Annotated in this window: 15 protein-coding genes; 6 read left to right on the top strand and 9 right to left on the bottom strand. The window is 74.6% G+C overall.

The genetic code is table 11. The features are described from left to right. Positions 1-1,089, top strand: a 1,089-nt coding sequence (locus tag BG452_RS44525; RefSeq protein ID WP_188310109.1) for an FUSC family protein, incomplete at its 5' end; no start/stop codon positions are given. Positions 1,090-1,231: 142 nt separating this feature from the next. On the opposite strand, the gene BG452_RS44520 is transcribed toward BG452_RS44525, so the two are convergent. Next, positions 1,232-2,635 carry an amidase gene (locus BG452_RS44520; protein ID WP_188310108.1) on the bottom strand — a complete coding sequence of 468 codons (1,404 nt, stop codon included), beginning with the start codon at positions 2,633-2,635 and terminating at the stop codon, positions 1,232-1,234. 270 nt (positions 2,636-2,905) lie between these two features. On the opposite strand from BG452_RS44520, the gene BG452_RS44515 reads away from it, so the two are divergent. Together BG452_RS44515 and BG452_RS44510 are read left to right on the top strand one after the other, a co-directional pair. Next, a complete protein-coding gene (locus BG452_RS44515; RefSeq protein ID WP_188310107.1) occupies positions 2,906-4,255 on the top strand; it encodes a cytochrome P450 in 1,350 nt (449 codons plus the stop codon). Between the two features lie 104 nt (positions 4,256-4,359). Continuing rightward, a complete protein-coding gene (locus BG452_RS44510) occupies positions 4,360-5,079 on the top strand; it encodes a rhomboid-like protein (RefSeq protein ID WP_188310106.1) in 720 nt (239 codons plus the stop codon). Between the two features lie 103 nt (positions 5,080-5,182). On the opposite strand, the gene BG452_RS44505 is transcribed toward BG452_RS44510, so the two are convergent. Beyond that, complete coding sequence (locus BG452_RS44505; RefSeq protein WP_188310105.1) at positions 5,183-5,764, bottom strand: DUF421 domain-containing protein; 582 nt, start codon at positions 5,762-5,764, stop codon at positions 5,183-5,185. 60 nt (positions 5,765-5,824) lie between these two features. Then, the gene (locus tag BG452_RS44500) at positions 5,825-6,607 is read right to left on the bottom strand and encodes a LysR family substrate-binding domain-containing protein (protein ID WP_411293109.1); all 783 of its coding nucleotides are present in this window, start codon (positions 6,605-6,607) and stop codon (positions 5,825-5,827) included. A gap of 57 nt (positions 6,608-6,664) precedes the next feature. Here BG452_RS44500 and BG452_RS44495 point away from each other — a divergent pair, with 57 nt between their 5' ends. From BG452_RS44495 to BG452_RS44485, 3 genes are all read left to right on the top strand, one after another. Continuing rightward, positions 6,665-7,102, top strand: coding sequence for a DUF5997 family protein (locus BG452_RS44495; RefSeq protein ID WP_188310104.1), 438 nt, complete (start codon positions 6,665-6,667; stop codon positions 7,100-7,102). A gap of 159 nt (positions 7,103-7,261) precedes the next feature. Continuing rightward, positions 7,262-9,046, top strand: a complete 1,785-nt coding sequence (locus BG452_RS44490; RefSeq protein ID WP_188310103.1) for a DUF885 domain-containing protein — start codon at positions 7,262-7,264, stop codon at positions 9,044-9,046. 258 nt (positions 9,047-9,304) lie between these two features. After that, entirely contained in the window at positions 9,305-10,075 is a 771-nt protein-coding gene (locus BG452_RS44485) for a hypothetical protein (protein ID WP_188310102.1), read from the top strand. Between the two features lie 64 nt (positions 10,076-10,139). Here the strand turns inward: BG452_RS44485 and BG452_RS47980 are convergent, their stop codons facing one another. From BG452_RS47980 to BG452_RS44455, 6 genes are all read right to left on the bottom strand, one after another. After that, positions 10,140-11,480, bottom strand: a complete 1,341-nt coding sequence (locus tag BG452_RS47980; RefSeq protein WP_188310101.1) for a glycosyltransferase — start codon at positions 11,478-11,480, stop codon at positions 10,140-10,142. Positions 11,481-11,860: 380 nt separating this feature from the next. Continuing rightward, positions 11,861-12,805: an ADP-ribosylglycohydrolase family protein gene (locus BG452_RS44475; RefSeq protein ID WP_188310100.1), complete on the bottom strand. Its 945-nt coding sequence runs from the start codon at positions 12,803-12,805 to the stop codon at positions 11,861-11,863. Beyond that, positions 12,802-13,641, bottom strand: a complete 840-nt coding sequence (gene nadE / locus BG452_RS44470) for an ammonia-dependent NAD(+) synthetase (RefSeq protein ID WP_188310099.1) — start codon at positions 13,639-13,641, stop codon at positions 12,802-12,804. Before nadE ends, BG452_RS44475 begins: the two co-directional genes overlap by 4 nt. A gap of 103 nt (positions 13,642-13,744) precedes the next feature. Further along, on the bottom strand, positions 13,745-15,565 hold the full coding sequence (gene ftsH / locus BG452_RS44465; RefSeq protein WP_411293110.1) for an ATP-dependent zinc metalloprotease FtsH: 1,821 nt from the start codon (positions 15,563-15,565) through the stop codon (positions 13,745-13,747). Positions 15,566-15,889: 324 nt separating this feature from the next. Beyond that, positions 15,890-16,507, bottom strand: coding sequence for a DsbA family protein (locus tag BG452_RS44460; RefSeq protein WP_188310110.1), 618 nt, complete (start codon positions 16,505-16,507; stop codon positions 15,890-15,892). 133 nt (positions 16,508-16,640) lie between these two features. Continuing rightward, positions 16,641-18,212, bottom strand: a complete 1,572-nt coding sequence (locus tag BG452_RS44455) for an alpha/beta hydrolase (RefSeq protein WP_188310097.1) — start codon at positions 18,210-18,212, stop codon at positions 16,641-16,643. Positions 18,213-18,445: the final 233 nt, after the last annotated feature.

The following is an 18,445-nucleotide window of genomic DNA, read 5'->3' as shown; positions in this document are numbered from 1 at the left end:
ATCGGCGGCGTCCGCTACCCCACCGCGCCGTTCAACGGCTGGTACATGGGCACCGAGATCGGCGCCCGCAACCTCGCCGACGCCGACCGCTACGACATGCTGGGCACCGTCGCCGACCGGCTGGGCCGGCCCGCCGGCCTGGAGGTGCGGGCCCGCCGGACGGCCCGCGCGCTGCTGCTGTCCGGCGCCTCCTGGCGGTACGGGCTGCGCCTGGCACTGTGCATCGGGCTGGCCCAGGTGCTGGTGTCGGTGATCGCCGTGCCGCGCTCGTACTGGGTGGCGCTGACCGTCACCTTCGTGCTGAAGCCGGACTTCGGCTCGGTGTTCTCCCGCGCGGTGCTGCGCGCGGTCGGGACGGCCACCGGGCTGCTGATCGCGATCCCGGTGCTGGCCGAGGTGGAGCGCGGCTGGTGGGACGTGCCCGTGATGGCGGCGCTCGCCATGCTCATCCCGGCGCTGTCCGTCAAGGGGTACGCCTTCCAGACCGCGGCGATCACCCCGGTCATCCTGATGCTCTCCGACCTGCTCAACCACCAGGGCTTCCACCTGGTGCTGCCCCGGCTGTACGACTCGCTGATCGGCTGCGCCATCGCCCTGGTCGCGGGCTACCTGCTGTGGCCGGAGTCCTGGCACACCCGGATCGGCGACCGGCTGGCCGACGCCGTCCAGGACACCGCCTCGTACGTGTCGCTGGCCTTCACCACCGCGCCCGGCCGGGACGAACCGGCCCGGGCCCGCTACCGGCGGCGGCTCTACCGGGACCTCTCCACGGTGCGCAGCGAGTTCCAGCGGGCGCTCACCGAGCCGCCGCCGGTCGGCGCCCGGGCGGAGGCCTGGTGGCCGCTGGTGATCGCGGTGGAGCGGATCGTGGACACCACCACGGCGACCCGGGTGCGGATCGAGCACGGAGCGCCGGTGCCGACCCCGGCCGAGGTCGGCGCCGTCGCCCGGGAGCTGACCGACCTGGCCGAGGCGCTGCGCACCGGCGCTCCGCTGCCCCCGGGCTCCCCGGACGCGCCGGCGCCGGACTCCGCGCTGGCCCGGCTGTACCACGAGGTGCACGCGGCGAGGTCCGTCGCCGCCACCTGAGGGCGGGCCCCGGTCAGCCCTGCTCCGTCCTGGTCCGCCCTACTCCGTCCTGGTCTGTTCCGCTCCGTCCCGGTCTGTCCTGGCCGGCACCGCTCAGCCCCGCCGCTCAGCCCCGCCGCTCAGCCCCGCCGCTCAGCCCCGGTCAGTCCTGGATGCGCCGCCAGGGCCGGTCCGCCTCCAGCGCGAAGGCCAGCTCCAGCAGCAGCCGCTCCTGCCCGTGCGCGGCCGACAGGTGCACCCCGATCGGCAGGCCGCTGGGCGCCGCCCCGGCGGGCAGGGCGATGCCCGGGCCGCCGGTCACGTTGTTGACCGGGGTGAAGGCGACGTAGCGCAGCAGCCGCTCGATCAGCTCGTCGAAGGCGACGTTGGGGCTGAGGTGCCCGATCGGCGGGGCGGTGTGGGCGAGCACCGGGGAGAGGATCGCGTCGTGCTCGCGGAAGATCCCCGCGTAGACGGCCTCGGCCCGGCGCAGCCGGCGCAGCACGCCGGGGATGCGCGGGAACTCCGCCTGGAAGCCGCGGCGCAGCCCGGTGGTGAGGCCGTCCAGCCGGCCGGCCCGGAAGCTCGGGTCGAGCATGACCCGGCCGGTGAGGGCGATCACCCAGGCGATGTAGCCCCAGTACGCGAGGAAGTCGCGGGAGAACTCCTCGCCGAAGGGCAGGGTGGTCGGCACCACCCGGTGGCCCATCGCCTCCAGCCGGGCGGCGGTCTCCTCGACGGCCCGGCGGGTCGCCTCGTCGGTCTTGGCGGTCGGTGAGTCCACCACCAGGCCGATCCGCAGCCGGCGCTCCCCGGGCCCCTCGACCAGGCCGAGCGGGGGCAGTTTCGGGTTGCGGTGGTGGCGCTCGGCGGCGGCGAAGAAGGCGGCGGTGTCGCGCACCGTGCGGGTCACCACCCCGTCGGTGACCAGGTCGATCGGCAGCTTGCCGCCCTGGGCGTTGGTGACCAGCCGGCCGCGGGTGGGCTTGAGGCCGACCAGTCCGCAGCAGGCCGCCGGGATGCGGATCGAGCCGCCGCCGTCGTTGGCGTGCGCGATCGGCACCACGCCGGCGGCCACCAGGGCCGCCGAGCCGCCGGAGGAGGCGCCGGGCGAGTGGGAGGTCTTCCAGGGGTTGCGCACCGGCTGGGCGGTGGCGAACTCGGTGGAGGCGTTCAGGCCGAACTCGGGCAGCCGGGTCTTGCCGAGCACAGCCAGGCCGGTGGAGAGCAGCTGGTCGGCGAAGGGCGCGTTGCGGCGGGCCGGGCGGGCCCGGTAGGCCTCGCTGCCCATGGCGGTCGGCAGGCCGCGCAGGTCGACGTTGTCCTTGAGGTAGGTCGGCACGCCCCAGAGCGGGCCGCCGATGCCCTCGCGGCTGATCCGGGGCCGGTCGTGGCTCGCGTGGGCGACGGGCAGCAGCGCGCCGTCGATCCGTCCGGCGCGGGCGACGGCGGCCGCGACCAGCTCCCGGGGGTTGACCTCGCCGGCCCGGACCAGGGCGGCCAGGGCCACCGCGTCGTGCGTGCCGAGGGCGTCGTCGGTGAACGCGTGGGCCCGCTCGTCGGCCATCCCAACTCCCAACCGGTAGTGCCACGTGACTGTACCGGCCGGTATACCAGCCGGTAATCGTACGGAGGTTCGCAGTGTAGGCGTGTGGCACCGCCCCCGGATACCCCCGCGCGGACCGCCCCGAACCGGCCGTCAAGCCCGGCACGGCGCACGGCCGTTCTATCTGCGCCCCCACGTTCACCCCACCCGCCGGTCACCAGCCGTTTCACCGACGGGCCCCGGGAAAGATCACCGACGCCCGACGAACCCGCCCTCCCCGAGGTGACGCCCGTGCCCACCCAGTACCGCCCGACCGACCAGTACACCTCGGCCACCGCCCCCGGCGCACTCCCCCTGCTCGGCCACGCCCCCGCCCTCCTCCGCAACCCGCTCGACTTCGTGGCCGGGCTGCCCGCCCACGGCGACCTCGTCCGGGTGCGGCTCGGCCCGCTCGACGCGTACGTCGCCTGCCACCCCGACCTGGTGCGCCGGCTGCTCACCGAGCACCGCACCTACGACAAGGGCGGCATCATCGTCGAGAAGGCCCGCGAGGCCTTCGGCAACGGGCTCGCCACCTGCCCCGCCGCCCTCCACCGGCGCCAACGCCGCATGCTCCAACCCGCGTTCCACCGCGACCGGCTGCCCGGCTACGCCGCCATGATGGCCGAGGAGATCGCCGGCACCACCGCCCGCTGGCGCGACGGCGCCGTGGTCGACGTGCCCGCCGCGATGTACCGCCTCTCCACCGCCGTCACCGCCCGCTGCCTGTTCGCCGCCCACGAGCGGGCCGGCGCACTGCCCGTCCACACCTCCATGGACGTCGTCGCCCACGGCGTCGCCCGGCGGATGATGCTGCCGCTGCCCGGCGCCGACCGGATCCCCACCCCCGGCAACCGCCGCTTCGCCCGCGCCCGGCGGGACCTCCGGGAGATCACCGACCGCCTGATCGCCGACTACCGCGCCGCCGGCACCGACCACCACGACCTGCTCTCCACCCTGCTCGGCGCCCGCGACGAGGACGGCCGGGGCCTGACCGACGACGAGATCCACGACCAGGTGGTCACCTTCCTGCTGGCCGGCATGGAGACCACCGCCGCCACCCTCTCCTGGGCCTGGACCCTGCTCGCCGCCAACCCGGCCGTCCGCGAGCGCCTGCACACCGAACTCGACACCGTCCTCGACGGCCGCCCCGCCCGCCACCAGGACCTGCACGCCCTGCCGCTCACCGCCCGGATCGTCAGCGAGACCCTGCGGCTCTACCCGCCCGCCTGGATCCTCAGCCGCACCACCACCGTCGACACCGAACTCGGCGGCCACCACCTCCCGGCCGGCGCCACCGTCCTCTACAGCCCCTACCTGCTCCACCGCCGCGCCGACCTCTTCCCCTGCCCCGACCGCTTCGACCCCGACCGCTGGCTCACCACCGCCCACCCCGCCCCCGGCATCTACACCCCTTTCGGCCTCGGCGCCCGCCGCTGCATCGGCGACGCCTTCGGCACCACCGAAGCCGCCCTCGCCCTCGCCACCATCGCCGCCCGCTGGACCGTCACCCCCACCCGCGACCGGCCCATCCGCCCGCACCGCAGCGCCTCGCTGTCCCCCCGCCCCTTCACCGCGACGCTCGCCCACCGCATCCGCTGAGGGGCGCACCGGCCCGGCGTCCACCGGTATTCGGTACTGTCCCGAGGTGGCCGGTCGCATCCGGACCGGCCGGACCAGCCGCTCGACCGGGACACCATCAGACCATGAACGCTCGACGCCCGTTGGGGCTCCTCACCGGGCTGCCGCGCGCCGTCCGCACCTACCCGCGGCGCTCGCCGCTGACGCTCGTCTACGTCGGGCTGCTGCTGCTCGGACACGCCTGGGTCGAGTACGGACTGTCCGAGGCGCAGGCCGACGACCTGCGCGGCTACATCAGCACCAACCTCGACAACCTCCACGACCACCCGGCCCGCGCCCTGGTCGGCAGCGCGCTGCTGTACGACGGCACGCTCACCGACATCGCCTCCACCGGCTTCGGCGGCACCCTGATCACCCTCGGCCTGGGCATCGTCGTCGGCCTGGCCTGGGCCGAACGCCGCTTCGGCACCCCGCGGGCCGCCGCGGTGTTCCTCGCCGGGCACGTCGGCGCCACCCTGATCACCGCCCTGGTGATCGTGCTCGCCCTGCACCAGGGCTGGTACCCGGAGAGCGTGCGGGAGGCCTCGGACTACGGCATCAGCTACGGCGCCCAGGCCGCCCTCGCCTTCGCCACCCTCGCGCTGCCCCGCTGGGCCCGACTGCCCTGGGCCGCCTTCGTGCTCGCCTGGCCGCTGGCCGGCGACCACGACTGGCCCGGACCGCTCCCGGAGTTCACCACCGTCGGCCACCTGCTCGCCGCCACCCTCGGCTTCGCCCTGGCCACCGCCACCGCCCGCGGCCGGCGCCGCGGCACCAGCCTGGCCGCCGCCCCCTCCGAGGGCTGACCCGGCCCGGGGTCGTCAACGTGGGGTGCGTCCGCGCGGGGCCGTCAACGTGGGGCCCGTCAGTGCGGGGCCGTCAATGCGGGGCCCGTCAACGTGGGGTCCGTCAGTGCGGGGGCCGGCGGTCGGCGGCGATGGCGGCCAGCAGCCGCTCGATCGACGCCAGCCGCTCCCGCAGCTCCTCCACGTCGCCCTTGGTGGCGCTCCGCTCGGCCGCCCGGAGGGTCACCAGCAGCTGCCCGTCCGGCTCCAGCCGGGCCCGCGCGACATCGCTGACGTCGTCACCGTTCTGCACCCGGATCGCGTGCTCCAGCTCGGACGGGCGCAGCGCCAGGTCGTGCAGCGCGCCGGGCACCAGCTCGCCGTCCCGGACCACCGTGGTCGGCGCGCCCTCCAGGATGCGCGCGGCCCGCGGGTCCCGGGCCAGCCAGCGGGTCACCCCGGCGTTCACCGCGACCAGGGTGACCGCGCCGATCGTGCCGCCCAGCAGGCTGTTGTCGTTGCCGATGATCGCGTTCTGCACCACGTTGGAGAGCAGGAACACCACCACCATGTCGAAGGTGTTCAACCCCGCCAGCCCGCGCTTCCCGGCGAGCCGGAACAGCACCAGGATCAGCACGTAGACCGCGATCGTCCGGAGGATCTTCTCCACGATCGGAATCTGGACGACCACCAGGTCATGCCACACGGCCCCGCTCCTCCCACCACGACTGTCCGGAACGGGGCCGACGCTACTCTCCGGGGCGTCCTAGGAGCGCCGCTTCGGCTTGCCCCGCCGGGCGGCGGCCCCGCCTCGGCCACCCGCCGCCGGCTTCGGCTTCGGCTTGGGCTTCTGGGACTGCTGCTGGGGCTTGCGCTGCGCCGCGGCCTTCTTCGGCTGGGCCTTCTGCTGGGCCTCGGCCGCCGCCCCCGCCCCGCGGCCGCGCGAGCTGTTGACGGTCCGCCCCCGGACGATCCCGATGAACTCCTCCACCAGGTCCGTGGTGCGCTCCTGCGGCCAGGACAGCGCCACCTGCGACTGCGGCGCCTCCAGCACCGGCCGGTAGGTGAGGTCCCGCCGGTGGTGCAGCCGGGCCAGCGACTGGGGCACCAGCAGCACGCCGACGTTGGCCGCCACCAGCTCGACCGCGTCCGCGGTGGTGTCCGGGCGGGCGATGGCCGGGCGCCCGGGCAGGGTGTCGGCGGTGAAGCCGAGGGTGTCGTCCAGCGGGTGGAAGACCACCTCCTCGGCGAGGTCGTCCAGGGCGACCTCCTCGGCGGCGGCGAGCCAGTGGTCCTTGGGGAAGAGAACCACGGTGCTCTCGGTGTAGAGCGGGATCGCGCTGAGCACGTCCTTGTCGACCGGCAGCCGGACCAGCCCGGCGTCCACCGCACCCTCGCGCACCGTCCGCTCACCGTCGGTGGAAGGCACCGCGACCAGGTCGAGCGGGACGTCCGGGAGCCGCTCGACCCAGACCCGGGCCCATTTGCCGGGGGTCACGCCCGGAACGTACGCGAGCCGGAAGGGCGGGTTCACCTGCATGTCTGTCACAGGGCAAGGCTACCGACCGTGACCGGAAGCGCCCGCGCACTCCCTTACCCTTGTCACATGACATCGCTCAAGCAGAAGACCAGCCAGACCATGAAGCCGGCCACGGCGGCCAAGAAGCTGGGGATCTACCTCGCCGCGGCGCCGACCGACTTCCAGGAGGGCGTGGTCTCCCGCGAGGAGCTCAACGCGCTGCAGGCCGAGCCGCCCCAGTGGCTCCAGGAGCTGCGCAAGAACGGCCCGCACCCGCGCCCGGTGGTCGCCGCCAAGCTCGGCGTCTCCATCGCGGGCCTGGCCCGCGGCGGCGTGACCGAGGCCCTCACCACCGACGAGATCGACGCGATCAAGGCGGAGAACCCGCTCTGGCTCCAGCACGAGCGCGCCAACCAGGTGGACCTCCGCAAGGAAGAGGCCCGGATCAAGGCGAAGCACGAGAAGGAGGCCGCCGAGCAGGCCGCCAAGGCCGCCAAGGAGGCCAAGGAGACCAAGGGCCGCTGAACCCGGCTCCGGCGGCGGCGCGTTCACCACGTGCGGACGGAACTCCTTCCCGTCCGCCGTGTATTGACCGCGCCGTCGCCGACTCCGAATAATCGGCCCCATCGGGGCCGCCCCAGGGAACCCGTGTCGCACTGAACACACCGGACCCGGGAGCGACCCATGACCGACCAGCCCGCCGGCCCCGCCCAGCAGGCCGGCGCCTCTTCGCAGGCCGACTCCTCCTCGCGGGCCGGCGTCTCCTCTCCGGCCGGCACCTCTGCTCCGGCCGGCACCTCCGCTCAGGCTGAACTTGCCGCCCTCGCCGAGGAGTTCTTCACCGCCGAGAACGCTCACGACCCCTTCGAGGCCACCCTCGCCGGCACCGAGGGCTACGCCCACGAGGTGCCCGACCCCTCCCGCGCGGCCGCGCTGCGCCACCGCGAGGTGCTCCAGGGCTTCGGCGCCCGGCTGGCGGCGATCCCGCTGGACGGGTTGACCGGCGAGGACCGCATCACCCACCGGGTGCTCGCCCGGCTGATCGACAACAACAGCGGCCGGATCGCCCACGGGCTGGCCGACTTCAGCGTCTCCGCGACCATCGTCGCCCCGCACAACACGGTGTTCAGCTCGCTCGCCATGACCTCCGTCGACCAGGAGGGCGCCGACGCCTACCTGGAGCGGCTGGCCGGCCTGCCCGGCTACTTCGACGCCGTCCTCCAGGTCAGCCTGGACGCCGCCGCCGAGGGCCGGCACCCGCTGCGCAGCGGGGTGGACGCCGCGATCAACCAGCTGGACGGCTACCTGGCCGCCGAGCCGACCGCCGACCAGCTGCTGCGCCCGCTCCAGGGCCGCCGGGAGTTCGAGCGGGCCCGGGCGATCGTGCGCGACGGCGTCCGGCCGGCCGTGGCCCGCTACCGGGCCGGGCTGGCCCAGCGGCTGGCCCCGGGCGCCCGCCCGGACACCGAGGCCGGAGTCTGCCACGTGCCCGGCGGCGCCGAGGGCTACGCCGACGCCGTCGGCCGCTACACCCGCCCCGGGCTGGCCCCGGAGGAGGTGCACCGGATCGGCCTGGAGACGGTGGCGGCGCTGCGCGAGGAGTTCGCCGAGCTGGGCGGCAAGGTGCTCGGCGTCAACGGCACCGACGCCGTGCTCACCACGCTGCGCGAGGACCGGTCGCTGCGCTTCGGCAGCTCGGCCGAGATCGTCGCCCTGGTGGACGGCGCCCTGGAGCGCGCCCGGCGCGCCTCGGCCGACTGGTTCCGCCCGTACCCGATCGCCGACTGCGTGACCAGGGAGATCGACCCGCTGGAGGCGGAGACCGCACCGCTGGCCTACTACCAGCCGCCGGGGCCGGGCGGGCTGCCCGGCACCCACTGGATCAACACGCTGAACCCGGAGAGCCGGTTCAGCTACGAGTACGAGGCGATCGCCTTCCACGAGAGCGTGCCCGGCCACCACCTCCAGCTCGCCGTCGCCCGCACCCTGAACCGGCTGCCGCGCTTCCGGCAGCAGCCGAGCGGCCAGCTGACCGCGCACGTCGAGGGCTGGGGCCTGTACACCGAGCGGCTGGCCGACGAGATGGGCCTGTACAGCTCGGAGCTGTCCCGCTTCGGCATGCTCTCGATGGACGCGCTGCGCGCGGTGCGCCTGGTGGTGGACACCGGGCTGCACCACTACGGCTGGTCCCGGGAGCGGGCGATGGCCTTCATGCGGGACAACACCGCCACTCCCGAGGCCAACGTCCGCAACGAGATCGACCGGTACATCGCCTGGCCCGGCCAGGCCACCGCGTACCTGATCGGCCGTCGGGAGATCGTCCGGCACCGCGAGCGGGCGCAGGCCGCGCTCGGCGGGCGCTTCGACGTCCGGGAGTTCCACCACGAGGTGATCGGGCACGGCAGTCTGCCGCTGGGCGTGCTGGAGGACCTGATCACCGACTGGATCGCGACGCTGCGCCGGTTCTGACGGCCGCGGTGCCGGCGGCCGTTCCGGCGGCGGCTGCTCAAGGCACCGACGCGTCCGTCCGGGTGTCGACGCGTCCGCTCGGGTGTCCACGCGTCCGCTCAGGTCGCGGAAACGATTCCGCGCGCCCGCGACAGTCCTCCCGCGCCGGACGTGGCGTCACCCGTTCGGCCCCCTCCACACGGTAGTGTCCGCTGGCGCGGCCTCCGGCACCCTCGCCGGCCGGCCGCCCGTACTACCGCAACGACCTGGAGGAACTCCGTGCCGGCTCCCGCCCGAGGCGCCCTCGCCATAGCCGCGGCCGTCCTGCTCGCCGCAGCCGCCGGCTGCTCGTCCGGTGGCGGCCAGACCGCCAAGGACGGCTCGCACGCCAAGGAAAGCTCCCACGCCAAGGACGGCGCCCACAGCTCCGCCCCGGCGGCCGCGGGCGACGCCGCCCAGCCCGCCCCGGCCGCGATCGTGACCGGGCCCGGCCCGAAGAGCTCCTACGACGCCCAGCCGCAGCCCGCCGCGGGCAGCTGCCACTACCGCTACACCGCGGACAAGCAGCCTCTGCCCGACCCGAACTGCACCCCGGGGGCGATCAGCCCGGCCGTCAACCAGGGCAACATCAACGACACCATCTGCAAGCCGGGCGGCTACACCTCGACCATCCGCCCGCCGGTCAACATCACCGGCAAGGAGAAGACCGGGAACGCCAAGTCGTACGGCTACGACGGCCCGATGGGCGACGCCGAGTACGACCACCTGATCAGCCTCCAGCTCGGCGGCGACCCCAACGACCCGCGCAACCTCTGGGTCCAGCCGCCCTCACCCGGGCACGTCTCCGGCAAGGGCCCGAACAACCCCAAGGACTCGGTGGAGACCCATCTGCACACCGCGATCTGCAAGGGCCAGGTCACCCTGACCGCCGCCCAGCAGGCGATCGCCACCGACTGGACGACGGCCGAGGCCAAGCTCGGCATCAGCAAGGGCGGCGCCGCCGCAGCGCCCACCGCGGAGGCGGACGCCGACGGCGACGACGGCAGCTGACGGCGGCTGACGGCAGCTGACGGCAGCTGACGGATCGTTTCAGCCGTCCCGGCGAGCGGCAGCCTCAGAGCGACTCGACCAGCTCGGCGATGGTGTCGAACGGCCGGTACTCCGCGAACTCCGCGCCCAGCGCGCGCGCCCGTTCGCGGAACCGGCCCTCGCCGAGCACCCGCTCGACCGCCCGGCCGACCGCCTCCGGCTCCGGGCGGCCGGTGCGCAGGTCCAGCCCGACGCCGGCCCACTGCACCCGGGCCGCCACCTCCGGCTTGTCCTCGCTCGCCCCCGCCACCACCAGCGGCACCCCGTACCGCAGCGCCGTCTGCACCCCGCCGAAGCCGCCGTTGCTCACCAGCACGTCGGTGTGCGGCAGCAGCCGGTCGAACGGCACGTACCCGGCGGCGCGGACGTTGCCCGGCAGCCGTCCGCCCAGCAGCTCGGTCAGCGCCCGCGGGCCGTCCGGGCGAGCGGTGGCGGCGACCACCAGGACGTCCCGCTCCGCCAGCGCGCGGACCGTCGGCGCGACCAGCTCGGACAGGTCGTCATTGGCCAGCGTCCCCTGGGTCGCCACCACGACCGGCCGCTCGCCGGTGACCTCCGCCCACCACTCGGGCAGCGGCTGGTCCTCGCCGACGTTCGCCGGCAGCCCGCCGATCAGCCGGTAGGAGGCCGGCGCGTCACTGCGCGGGTACTCGAGGCCCGGCACGGTCAGCTGCAGGAACACGTCCGGTACCGTCACCTGCGCCAGCCCGCGCGGGCCCTCCGGCAGCCGGACGCCCACCTGCGCGAACACCTTCTCCGCGTACCGCTGCAACGGCTCACCGCGCCGGTCCATCTCCTCCTGCAGCGCGCGGTTGCGGATCCGGCCCTCCTCCCCCGGCAGCGGCGGCAGCGCCGGCCCGAACGGCGCGGTGTCCACGCTCGGCAGCATCGACGGCGTGGTCCCCACCCCGATCAGCGCCGGGCGCTCCGCCCGCGGACGGTCGAGCGCCAGCGGCAGCGCGCCCTGGACGAAGGAGTCGGCGATCACCGCGTCGGCCGGGAACTCCGCCAACAGCGCGAGCAGCGCCCGGTACTGGTGCGGGACCGGGTCGAGGAAGATGTGCCGCACGTCGAAGGCGATCCGCTCCGGACCGGGCGCCAGCTCCGCCCGCCCCGGGAAGGACGCGTCGAGGTCGCGGTCGTCCCAGTCGGCCCCGGCGGGCAGCGCGGCGAAGCGCACCCCGGCCCGCCCGGCGGCCTGCGCGAAGCGCGAACCACCGAGGAAGACCACCTCGTGGCCGCGCGCGGCGAGGTCGGCGGAGATGGCCAGCAGCGGGCTGACGTGCCCGTGCGCGGGCAGGGCGGTGGTGATGATCCTGGACAGCGGAAACTCCTGTGGTCGGGCCCGGTTCGTTCTGCGACTCACCGTAGGCAGGGGTGGTAGACGAGCGATGAACGGATCACCTGCACAGCACGGCGCCGCCGTTCAGGCCGATCACCTGACCGGTGAGGCAACCGGCCGCCGGGGACGCGATGAAGGCGACCGCCTCGGCCACGTCCGCGGGGTGCCGGCCCGGCCCACCAAGGTGCCGGCGACCTTCCGGGCGTGGAACTCCTCGGTCCGGTCCGCGCCGAAGATCTCGGTGTCCACCACGTAGCCCGGCGCGAGCACGTTCACCGTGATCCCGTCCGGCCCCCACTGCCGCGCCAGGTCGAACGCCCACCCGTGCTACGTCTTCCAGTGCCGGTCGTGCCCGGACCGGCCGGTGGGTCATCACCGGGACTGCTCCTGAGCGGCACGGCCGGCTACTCCGCCAGCCGCTCCGCCATGCGCAGCAGGTCGGGCGCCCGCAGGACGCGTCCGCCGGAGCCCGGCAGGGGCACGTGCAGCGGCTCGGTCCAGCGGGGCGGGATGGCCGCCAGGCCGTAGCGGGCGCCGGCCAGGCCGCCGGTGACGGCGGCGACGGTGTCGGTGTCGCCGCCGAGGTCGACGGCGGCGTGCAGGGCCGCCTCGAAGCCGTCGGTGGTGCGCAGCGCCCAGACGGCGGAGCCCAGGCAGGGCCAGACGGCGCCGTTGGGCTCGGTGGCGCGGTCGGGGTGCCAGTCCGGGGCGAGGACGGTGGCGTAGCGCTCGCGTTCGTCGGGGTCCACGGCGGCCAGAACGGCCGGGAGTTCGGCGAGCGGGTCGGTGCCGTCCAGGGCGAGGCGGACGAGTTCATGGAAGATCGCCGTGCCCTCCCAGGCGGCCCGGTCGCCGTGGGTGAGGGCGGCGATCCGGCGGGCGGCGTCCATGGTGCCCTCGCGTCCGGCGCGGGCGAAGGCGACGGCGGAGGTGGCGGCGCGCATCAGTGAGCCGTTGCCGGCGGCGCGCAGGGTGGAGTTGAAGTGGATGGCGGCGGCGAGGTCCCAGGGGTGGCCGCCGGTGAGCACGGACTCGGTCTGGATGCCGATGTCCTTGGGTTCGGCGGTGGCCCAGCGGCGGAACCGGTCGAAGATGTCCGGGAGGTCCAACTCGCCCCGCTGGAGGAGGGATTCGGCGACCAGGACGGCCATCTGGGTGTCGTCGGTGGCCTCGCCGCGCTCCCAGCCGCCGCCGGCGACGAGTTCCGCGCCGCCGGACGGGAAGCGGGCGGTCAGGGCGCCGGCCGGGCCGAACTCGTAGGGCGCGCCGAGGGCGTCGCCCACCGCCGCCCCGAGGACCGCCCCGGCCGCCCGCCCGTCCCGCCCGGCTCGCGCGGCCGGCTCGGTCACGCCCGGCCCGGGGTGATCGGCAGGCCGCGCTTGTGCTCGGTGCGGCGGTAGTGGCCGAGGACGGTCCGGAAGACCTGCTCGCTGACCGGGTGGCCCTCCAGGAAGTCGTCCAGGTCGTTGTACTCGACGCCGAGGGCGTCCTCGTCGGGCTTGCCGGGGGCCAGGTTCTCCAGGTCCGCGGTGGGAACCTTGCCGACCAGCTCCTCGGGCGCGCCCAAGTGGGCGGCCACCGCGCGGACCTGACGCTTGGTCAGGCCGGAGAGCGGCATCACGTCGGCCGCGCCGTCGCCGAACTTGGTGAAGAAGCCGACGGCCGCCTCGGCGGCGTGGTCGGTGCCGACGACCAGGCCGGCAGCGGCGCCCGCGGCCGCGTACTGGACCACCATCCGCTGGCGGGCCTTGACGTTGCCGCGCACGAAGTCCTCGTGGGCGTGGTCGCGGAAGGTGAGGCCGGCCGTCAGCAGCGCGTCGAAGGCGGCGTCGGTCGCGGGCTTGACGTCGACGGTCAGCAGCTCGTCGGCCCGGATGAAGTCGAGGGCGCGCTGGGCGTCCGCCTCGTCCGCCTGGACGCCGTACGGGAGCCGCATCGCGGTGAAGGAGGCCTGGTACCCCTCGGCGCGCAGTCGCTCGACGGCGAGCTGGCACAGCCGCCCGGTGGTGGTGGAGTCCACCCCGCCGCTGATGCCCAGCACCAGGGTGCGCGCGCCGGAGGCCCGCAGCTGGTCGGCGAGGAAGGCCACCCGGCGCTCGGCTTCCTTCGCGGGGTCGGTGACGGGCACCACTCCGAGGGCCAGGGCGATCTCGCGCTGGACGTCCGCGGGCAGGGTTTCGGTCATGGTCGGCTCCTTCGGATCGGTACCACGACATCATCCACCCGGGCCGCGCCCGGGCCTGCGGCGGGCCCTGCTCAGGCTGCCCGGGCCCGGCCCCGGATCCGGCTCAGGCTGCCGTGTCCGGTCCTCGCCCCGGGCCCGGATCCGGCGCCGGGTGCCGGAGGATGTCGAGCACCACGCCTCCGTCCACCGTCTCCTGGGCGACCAGCAGCGCCGCCAACTCGTCCAGGTGGTGCCGGTGTTCGCGCAGCAGCGCGACGGCCCGGCGCTCGGCGCCGCGCAGCAGGCCGGCCACCGCCTCGTCCACCGCGCGCTGGGTCTGCTCGGAGTAGGGGCGCCGCAGCAGGTCGTCGGGGTGCTCGCCGAGGTACTGGGGGGAGCCGCTGGAGTAGCCGACCGGTCCGAGGTCCGGGGAGAGGCCGAACTCGCGGACCATCCGGGTGGCCACCGAGGTGGCGTTGGCGAGGTCGTTGGCGGCGCCGGTCGAGCCCTCGCCGAAGACCACCAGTTCGGCGGCCCGCCCGCCGAGCTGGACGGTGAGCAGGTCGGTCAGGTAGCCCTCGCTGTACAGGTGTCGCTCCGCCTCGGGGAGTTGTTCGGTGGCGCCGAGGGAGACCCCGGCCGGGAGGATGGTCACCTTGTCGACCGGGTCGGCGTGCCGGCAGAGCGCGGCCGTCAGGGCGTGGCCGGACTCGTGTACGGCGACGGCGTGCCGTTCCTCGGGCAGCAGCGCGTTGGAGGATTCGCGGCGTCCGAGCAGGACCCGGTCGCGGGCGGCGTCGAGGTCGGCGGCGGTGATGGTGGCCCGGTCGGCGCGCACCGCGTTGATGGCGGCCTCGTTGACCAGGTTGGCGAGGTCGGCGCCGGAGAAGCCGGGGGTGCCGCGGGCGATCCGGTCCAGGTCGGCGTTCGGGTCGAGGGTCTTGCCGCGGGTGTGGACGGCGAGGATGGCGGCCCGCTCGGCCTGGTTGGGCAGTGGCACGGTGACCTGCCGGTCGAAGCGGCCGGGGCGCAGCAGGGCCGGGTCGAGGGCGTCCGGCCGGTTGGTGGCGGCGATGACGACGATGCCGGTGCTCTGGTCGAAGCCGTCCATCTCGGAGAGCAGCTGGTTGAGGGTCTGCTCGCGCTCGTCGTTGCCGCCGATCCGGGTGCCGCCCGCGCGTCGGCCGCCGACGGCGTCGATCTCGTCGATGAAGACGATGGACGGGGCGCGTTTGCGGGCCTCCTCGAAGAGGTCGCGGACCCGGGAGGCGCCGACGCCGACGAACATCTCCACGAAGCCGGAGCCGGTGACGGACAGGAAGGGTACGGAGGCCTCGCCGGCGACCGCCCGGGCGAGCAGCGTCTTGCCGGTTCCCGGCGGGCCGACCATGATCACCCCGCGTGGCCCCTTGGCCCCGGCGGCGGCGTAGCGCTCCGGGCTGCGCAGGAAGTCGACCACCTCGCTGACCTCCTGTTTCACCCCCTCGTACCCAGCCACGTCGGCGAAGCCGGTGGCGGGCCGCTCGGCCTCGATGATCTTCGCCCGGGAGCGGCCGATCGCGCTCAGCCCGCCGCCGAGCGAGCGCGCCGCCATCCGGCCGGACCACAGGAACAGCCCGCCGAAGATCAGCAGCGGCAGGAACAGCAGCAGGGAGGACCAGATCGAGCTGCCCCCGCTGGAGCGGCTGCCGGTGACGCTCACGTGCTGGTCGGAGAGCGCCCGGCTGAGCTGGGAGGTGTCGAGGGCGGTCGGGATCTGGCTGGTGAAGTGGGTGCCGTCCTTGAGCGTGCCGGACACCCCGCCGGTGTCGCTGACGTCCACGGTCTGCACCTGGCCGGCGTCGACCCGGGTGAGCAGGTCGGTGTAGCCGTAGCGCGGGCCGGTCGGGCTGGGCTTGGCGAGCAGCACCAGGAGCAGCAGGGTCACCAGCACGGCGACGGGCAGCAGCCAGCGGCGCGGCGCGGGCGGCGGCTTGGGCGGGGTGCCGCCGGGGCCGGGGCCCCGCCCCGGTCCTCCGCCGGGGCCGGACCACTGACCAGGGCCTCGGCCGGCTCCTCCACCGGCCCCTCCGCCGGCCCCTCCGCCGGGCGGGGTCGCTGGGTGGCGGGCAGCGCGCAGACGCGTTCGTCCGATCATCCACGCTCACCGCCTCTCGGGCGCCGCCGGGCCTCACCCGCGAGCCCCGCACGGACCTCCGCTCGGGGCCCACCCCTCCATGGTCGACCCCTGCGGCCCCGGATGGGAGCCGGAGCGAGCCCCGGGTGGTCGTCAGGAGAAGTCGAGCGAGTCCGTCCGGGTCCGCTTGAGCTCGAAGAACTTCGGGTAGCCGGCCAGCAGCCGGACGCCCTCGAAGACCCGCAGCGCGTCCTCCCCGCGCGGGATCGCGCTCAGCACCGGGCCGAAGAAGGCCACCCCGTCCACGTGGATGGTCGGGGTGCCGACCTCCTCGCCGACCGGGTCCATGCCCTCGTGGTGGCTCTTGCGCAGCGCGATGTCGTAGGCGGTGCTGTTGGCCGCCTCGGCGAGTTCCTCGGGCAGTCCGGCCGCCACCAGGGCCTCGCGGATGACGGTGTCGTCGGCGGGCCGGTCCTGGTCGTGGAAGCGGGTGCCGAGCTCGGTGTACAGGTCGCGCAGCACGTGCTGGCCGTGCTGTTCGGCGGCGGCGATGCAGACCCGGACGGGGCCCCAGCCGGTGGTCATAAGACGCTGGTAGCGCTCCGGCAGGTCGGTGCGGCCCTCGTTGAGGACGGACAGGCTCATCACCCGGAAGGTGAGGTCGAGTTCGCGCTGGCGGGCGACCTCCAGGATCCACCGGGAGGTGATCCAGGCGAAGGGGCAGACGGGGTCGAAGTAGAAGTCGACCTTGGTGGCCTCGGCGTTCACGATCTCGTTCTCGAGCGCGTTCTCGTTCTTGCTCTCGTGCGCGTTCTTGTTCTCGTTCTTGTTCACGTGGATGATCCTAGGGCCGGATTGGACCAGTATCCAGGGCCAATTGAAGCCACTTGCAGTGGGCCACTTCTCAGCTGCAGGTGGCCCCGTCGGCGGGCACCTTACCGTCCAGCAGGTAGGCGTCCACGGTCTGCTTCAGGCACGGGTTGCCGGTGTTGTACCCGCCGTGACCCTCGCCGTTGAGGGTGACGGTGACGCCGACGCCCGCGCCCAGCTGCTGCGCCATCGTACGGGCGCCCTCGACCGGGGTGGCCGGGTCCCCGGTGGTGCCGACCACCAGGATCGGGGCGGCGCCCTGGGCGGAGACCTCCGGGTGGTCGGCCTTGCCGGGGACGGGCCAGCCGGTGCAGCCGGTCAGGCCCCAGGCGGTGAAGGCGCCGAACACCGGGGAGGCGGCGCGGAACTGCGGCAGCTGCTGTTCGACGTCCTGGTCGGAGTAGCGCTGCCGGGAGTCCACGCAACTGATCGCCCGGTTGGCCGCGTTGAGGTTGTTGTAGTGGCCCTGCGGGTCACGCCCGAGCAGCGAGTCGGCCAGCCGGAGGAGGGTGTCGCCGGTGCCCGCCTGCATCGCCTCGGTGAGCCCGGAGGCCAGCGCGGGCCAGGCCTGCCGGCTGTACAGGGCGGCGGCGATGCCGGTGACGGCCAGGCTGTCGGTGAGCTTGCGTCCGCTGCTGGTGGGCAGCGGCGACTGCGCCAGCTTCTGCAGCAGGTCGGTGATCCGCGCGGTGCCCTCGGCGCCGCCGCTGCCGGTCGGGCAGGCGGCCGCGTACTGGGCGGCACAGGCCTTCATGAAGTCGTCGAGGGCGAGTTGGAAGCCCTGGGCCTGGCCGAGCGCGCTCTGCTCCGGGTCCTTCGTCGGGTCGATCACCGAGTCCAGCACGACCCGGCCGACCTCCTGCGGGAACAAGTGCGCGTAGACGCCGCCGAGTTGGGTGCCGTAGCTGATGCCGAAGTAGGACAGCTTCTGGTCACCGAGCACCTGCCGCATCAGGTCGAGGTCCCGGGCGGCGCTCTCGGTGTCCACGTACGGCAGCACCGGGCCGGAGTTGTGCTCGCAGCCGGCGGCGAACTGCGCGTTGCTGTCGTCCAGCGCCTTGACCTCGGCGGGGGTGTCCGGGGTGCCGTCGACAGCCGCGTTGGCGTCCATCCCCTGGTCGTCCAGGCACATCACCCCGGCACTGTCGCCGACCCCGCGCGGGTCGAAACTCACCAGGTCGTAGCGGGTGTTGAGGGAGGCGTAGGCGGAGGCCAGGGCGGGCAGGGTGGCCACGCCGGAGGCCCCGGGGCCGCCGAAGTTGAAGAACAGTGAGCCGATCCGGTGCTGTTCGTCCTTGGCCTTGCTGCGGATCATCGCGAGGTCGATGGTCTTCCCGTCGGGCTTGGTGTGGTCCAGCGGGGCCTTGAGGGTGGCGCACTCCCAGTCGCTCGCGGGCGCGGTGCCGCCGCCCTGCGCGGCGCTCGGGGCCGGACAGGCCTTCCAGTCCAGCCGCTGGGCGGCCAGACCGGTGGCACTCGCGTCGGTGGCCGGGGAGCTGGGCGCGGGCTCGGCGGCGGAGCGGCTGTCGCCCTGGCAACCGGAGAGCGGGGCGAGCAGCAGCGCGGCCAGGCCGAGTGCGCCGGCGCCGCGGACGACGGTGTGCATGGGACGGTCCACCTCTCGGTTGGCCGGGCTGGTGCGCCGGGCCGGTCTGCCGGACTGGTCTGTCGGGCTGGTCTGCCGGGCTGGTCTGCTCGGCTGCTCTGCCGAGTGCACCGGCGCACGACAGGACGGCGTACGCCCTGGTGCGTCGGGAAGGCGTACGCCCCGGCGCTCGGCACCGTCGGCGCATCACCGACCCTAGGGGCCGGGGCGGGGCGACGCCCGCCGGAGTCTCC

This window comes from Streptomyces sp. CBMA123, assembly GCF_014596465.1.
Taxonomy (GTDB): domain Bacteria; phylum Actinomycetota; class Actinomycetes; order Streptomycetales; family Streptomycetaceae; genus Kitasatospora.
The sequence above is the reverse complement of the archived record's forward strand: the minus strand, read 5'-3'. Positions and strand labels throughout refer to the sequence as shown.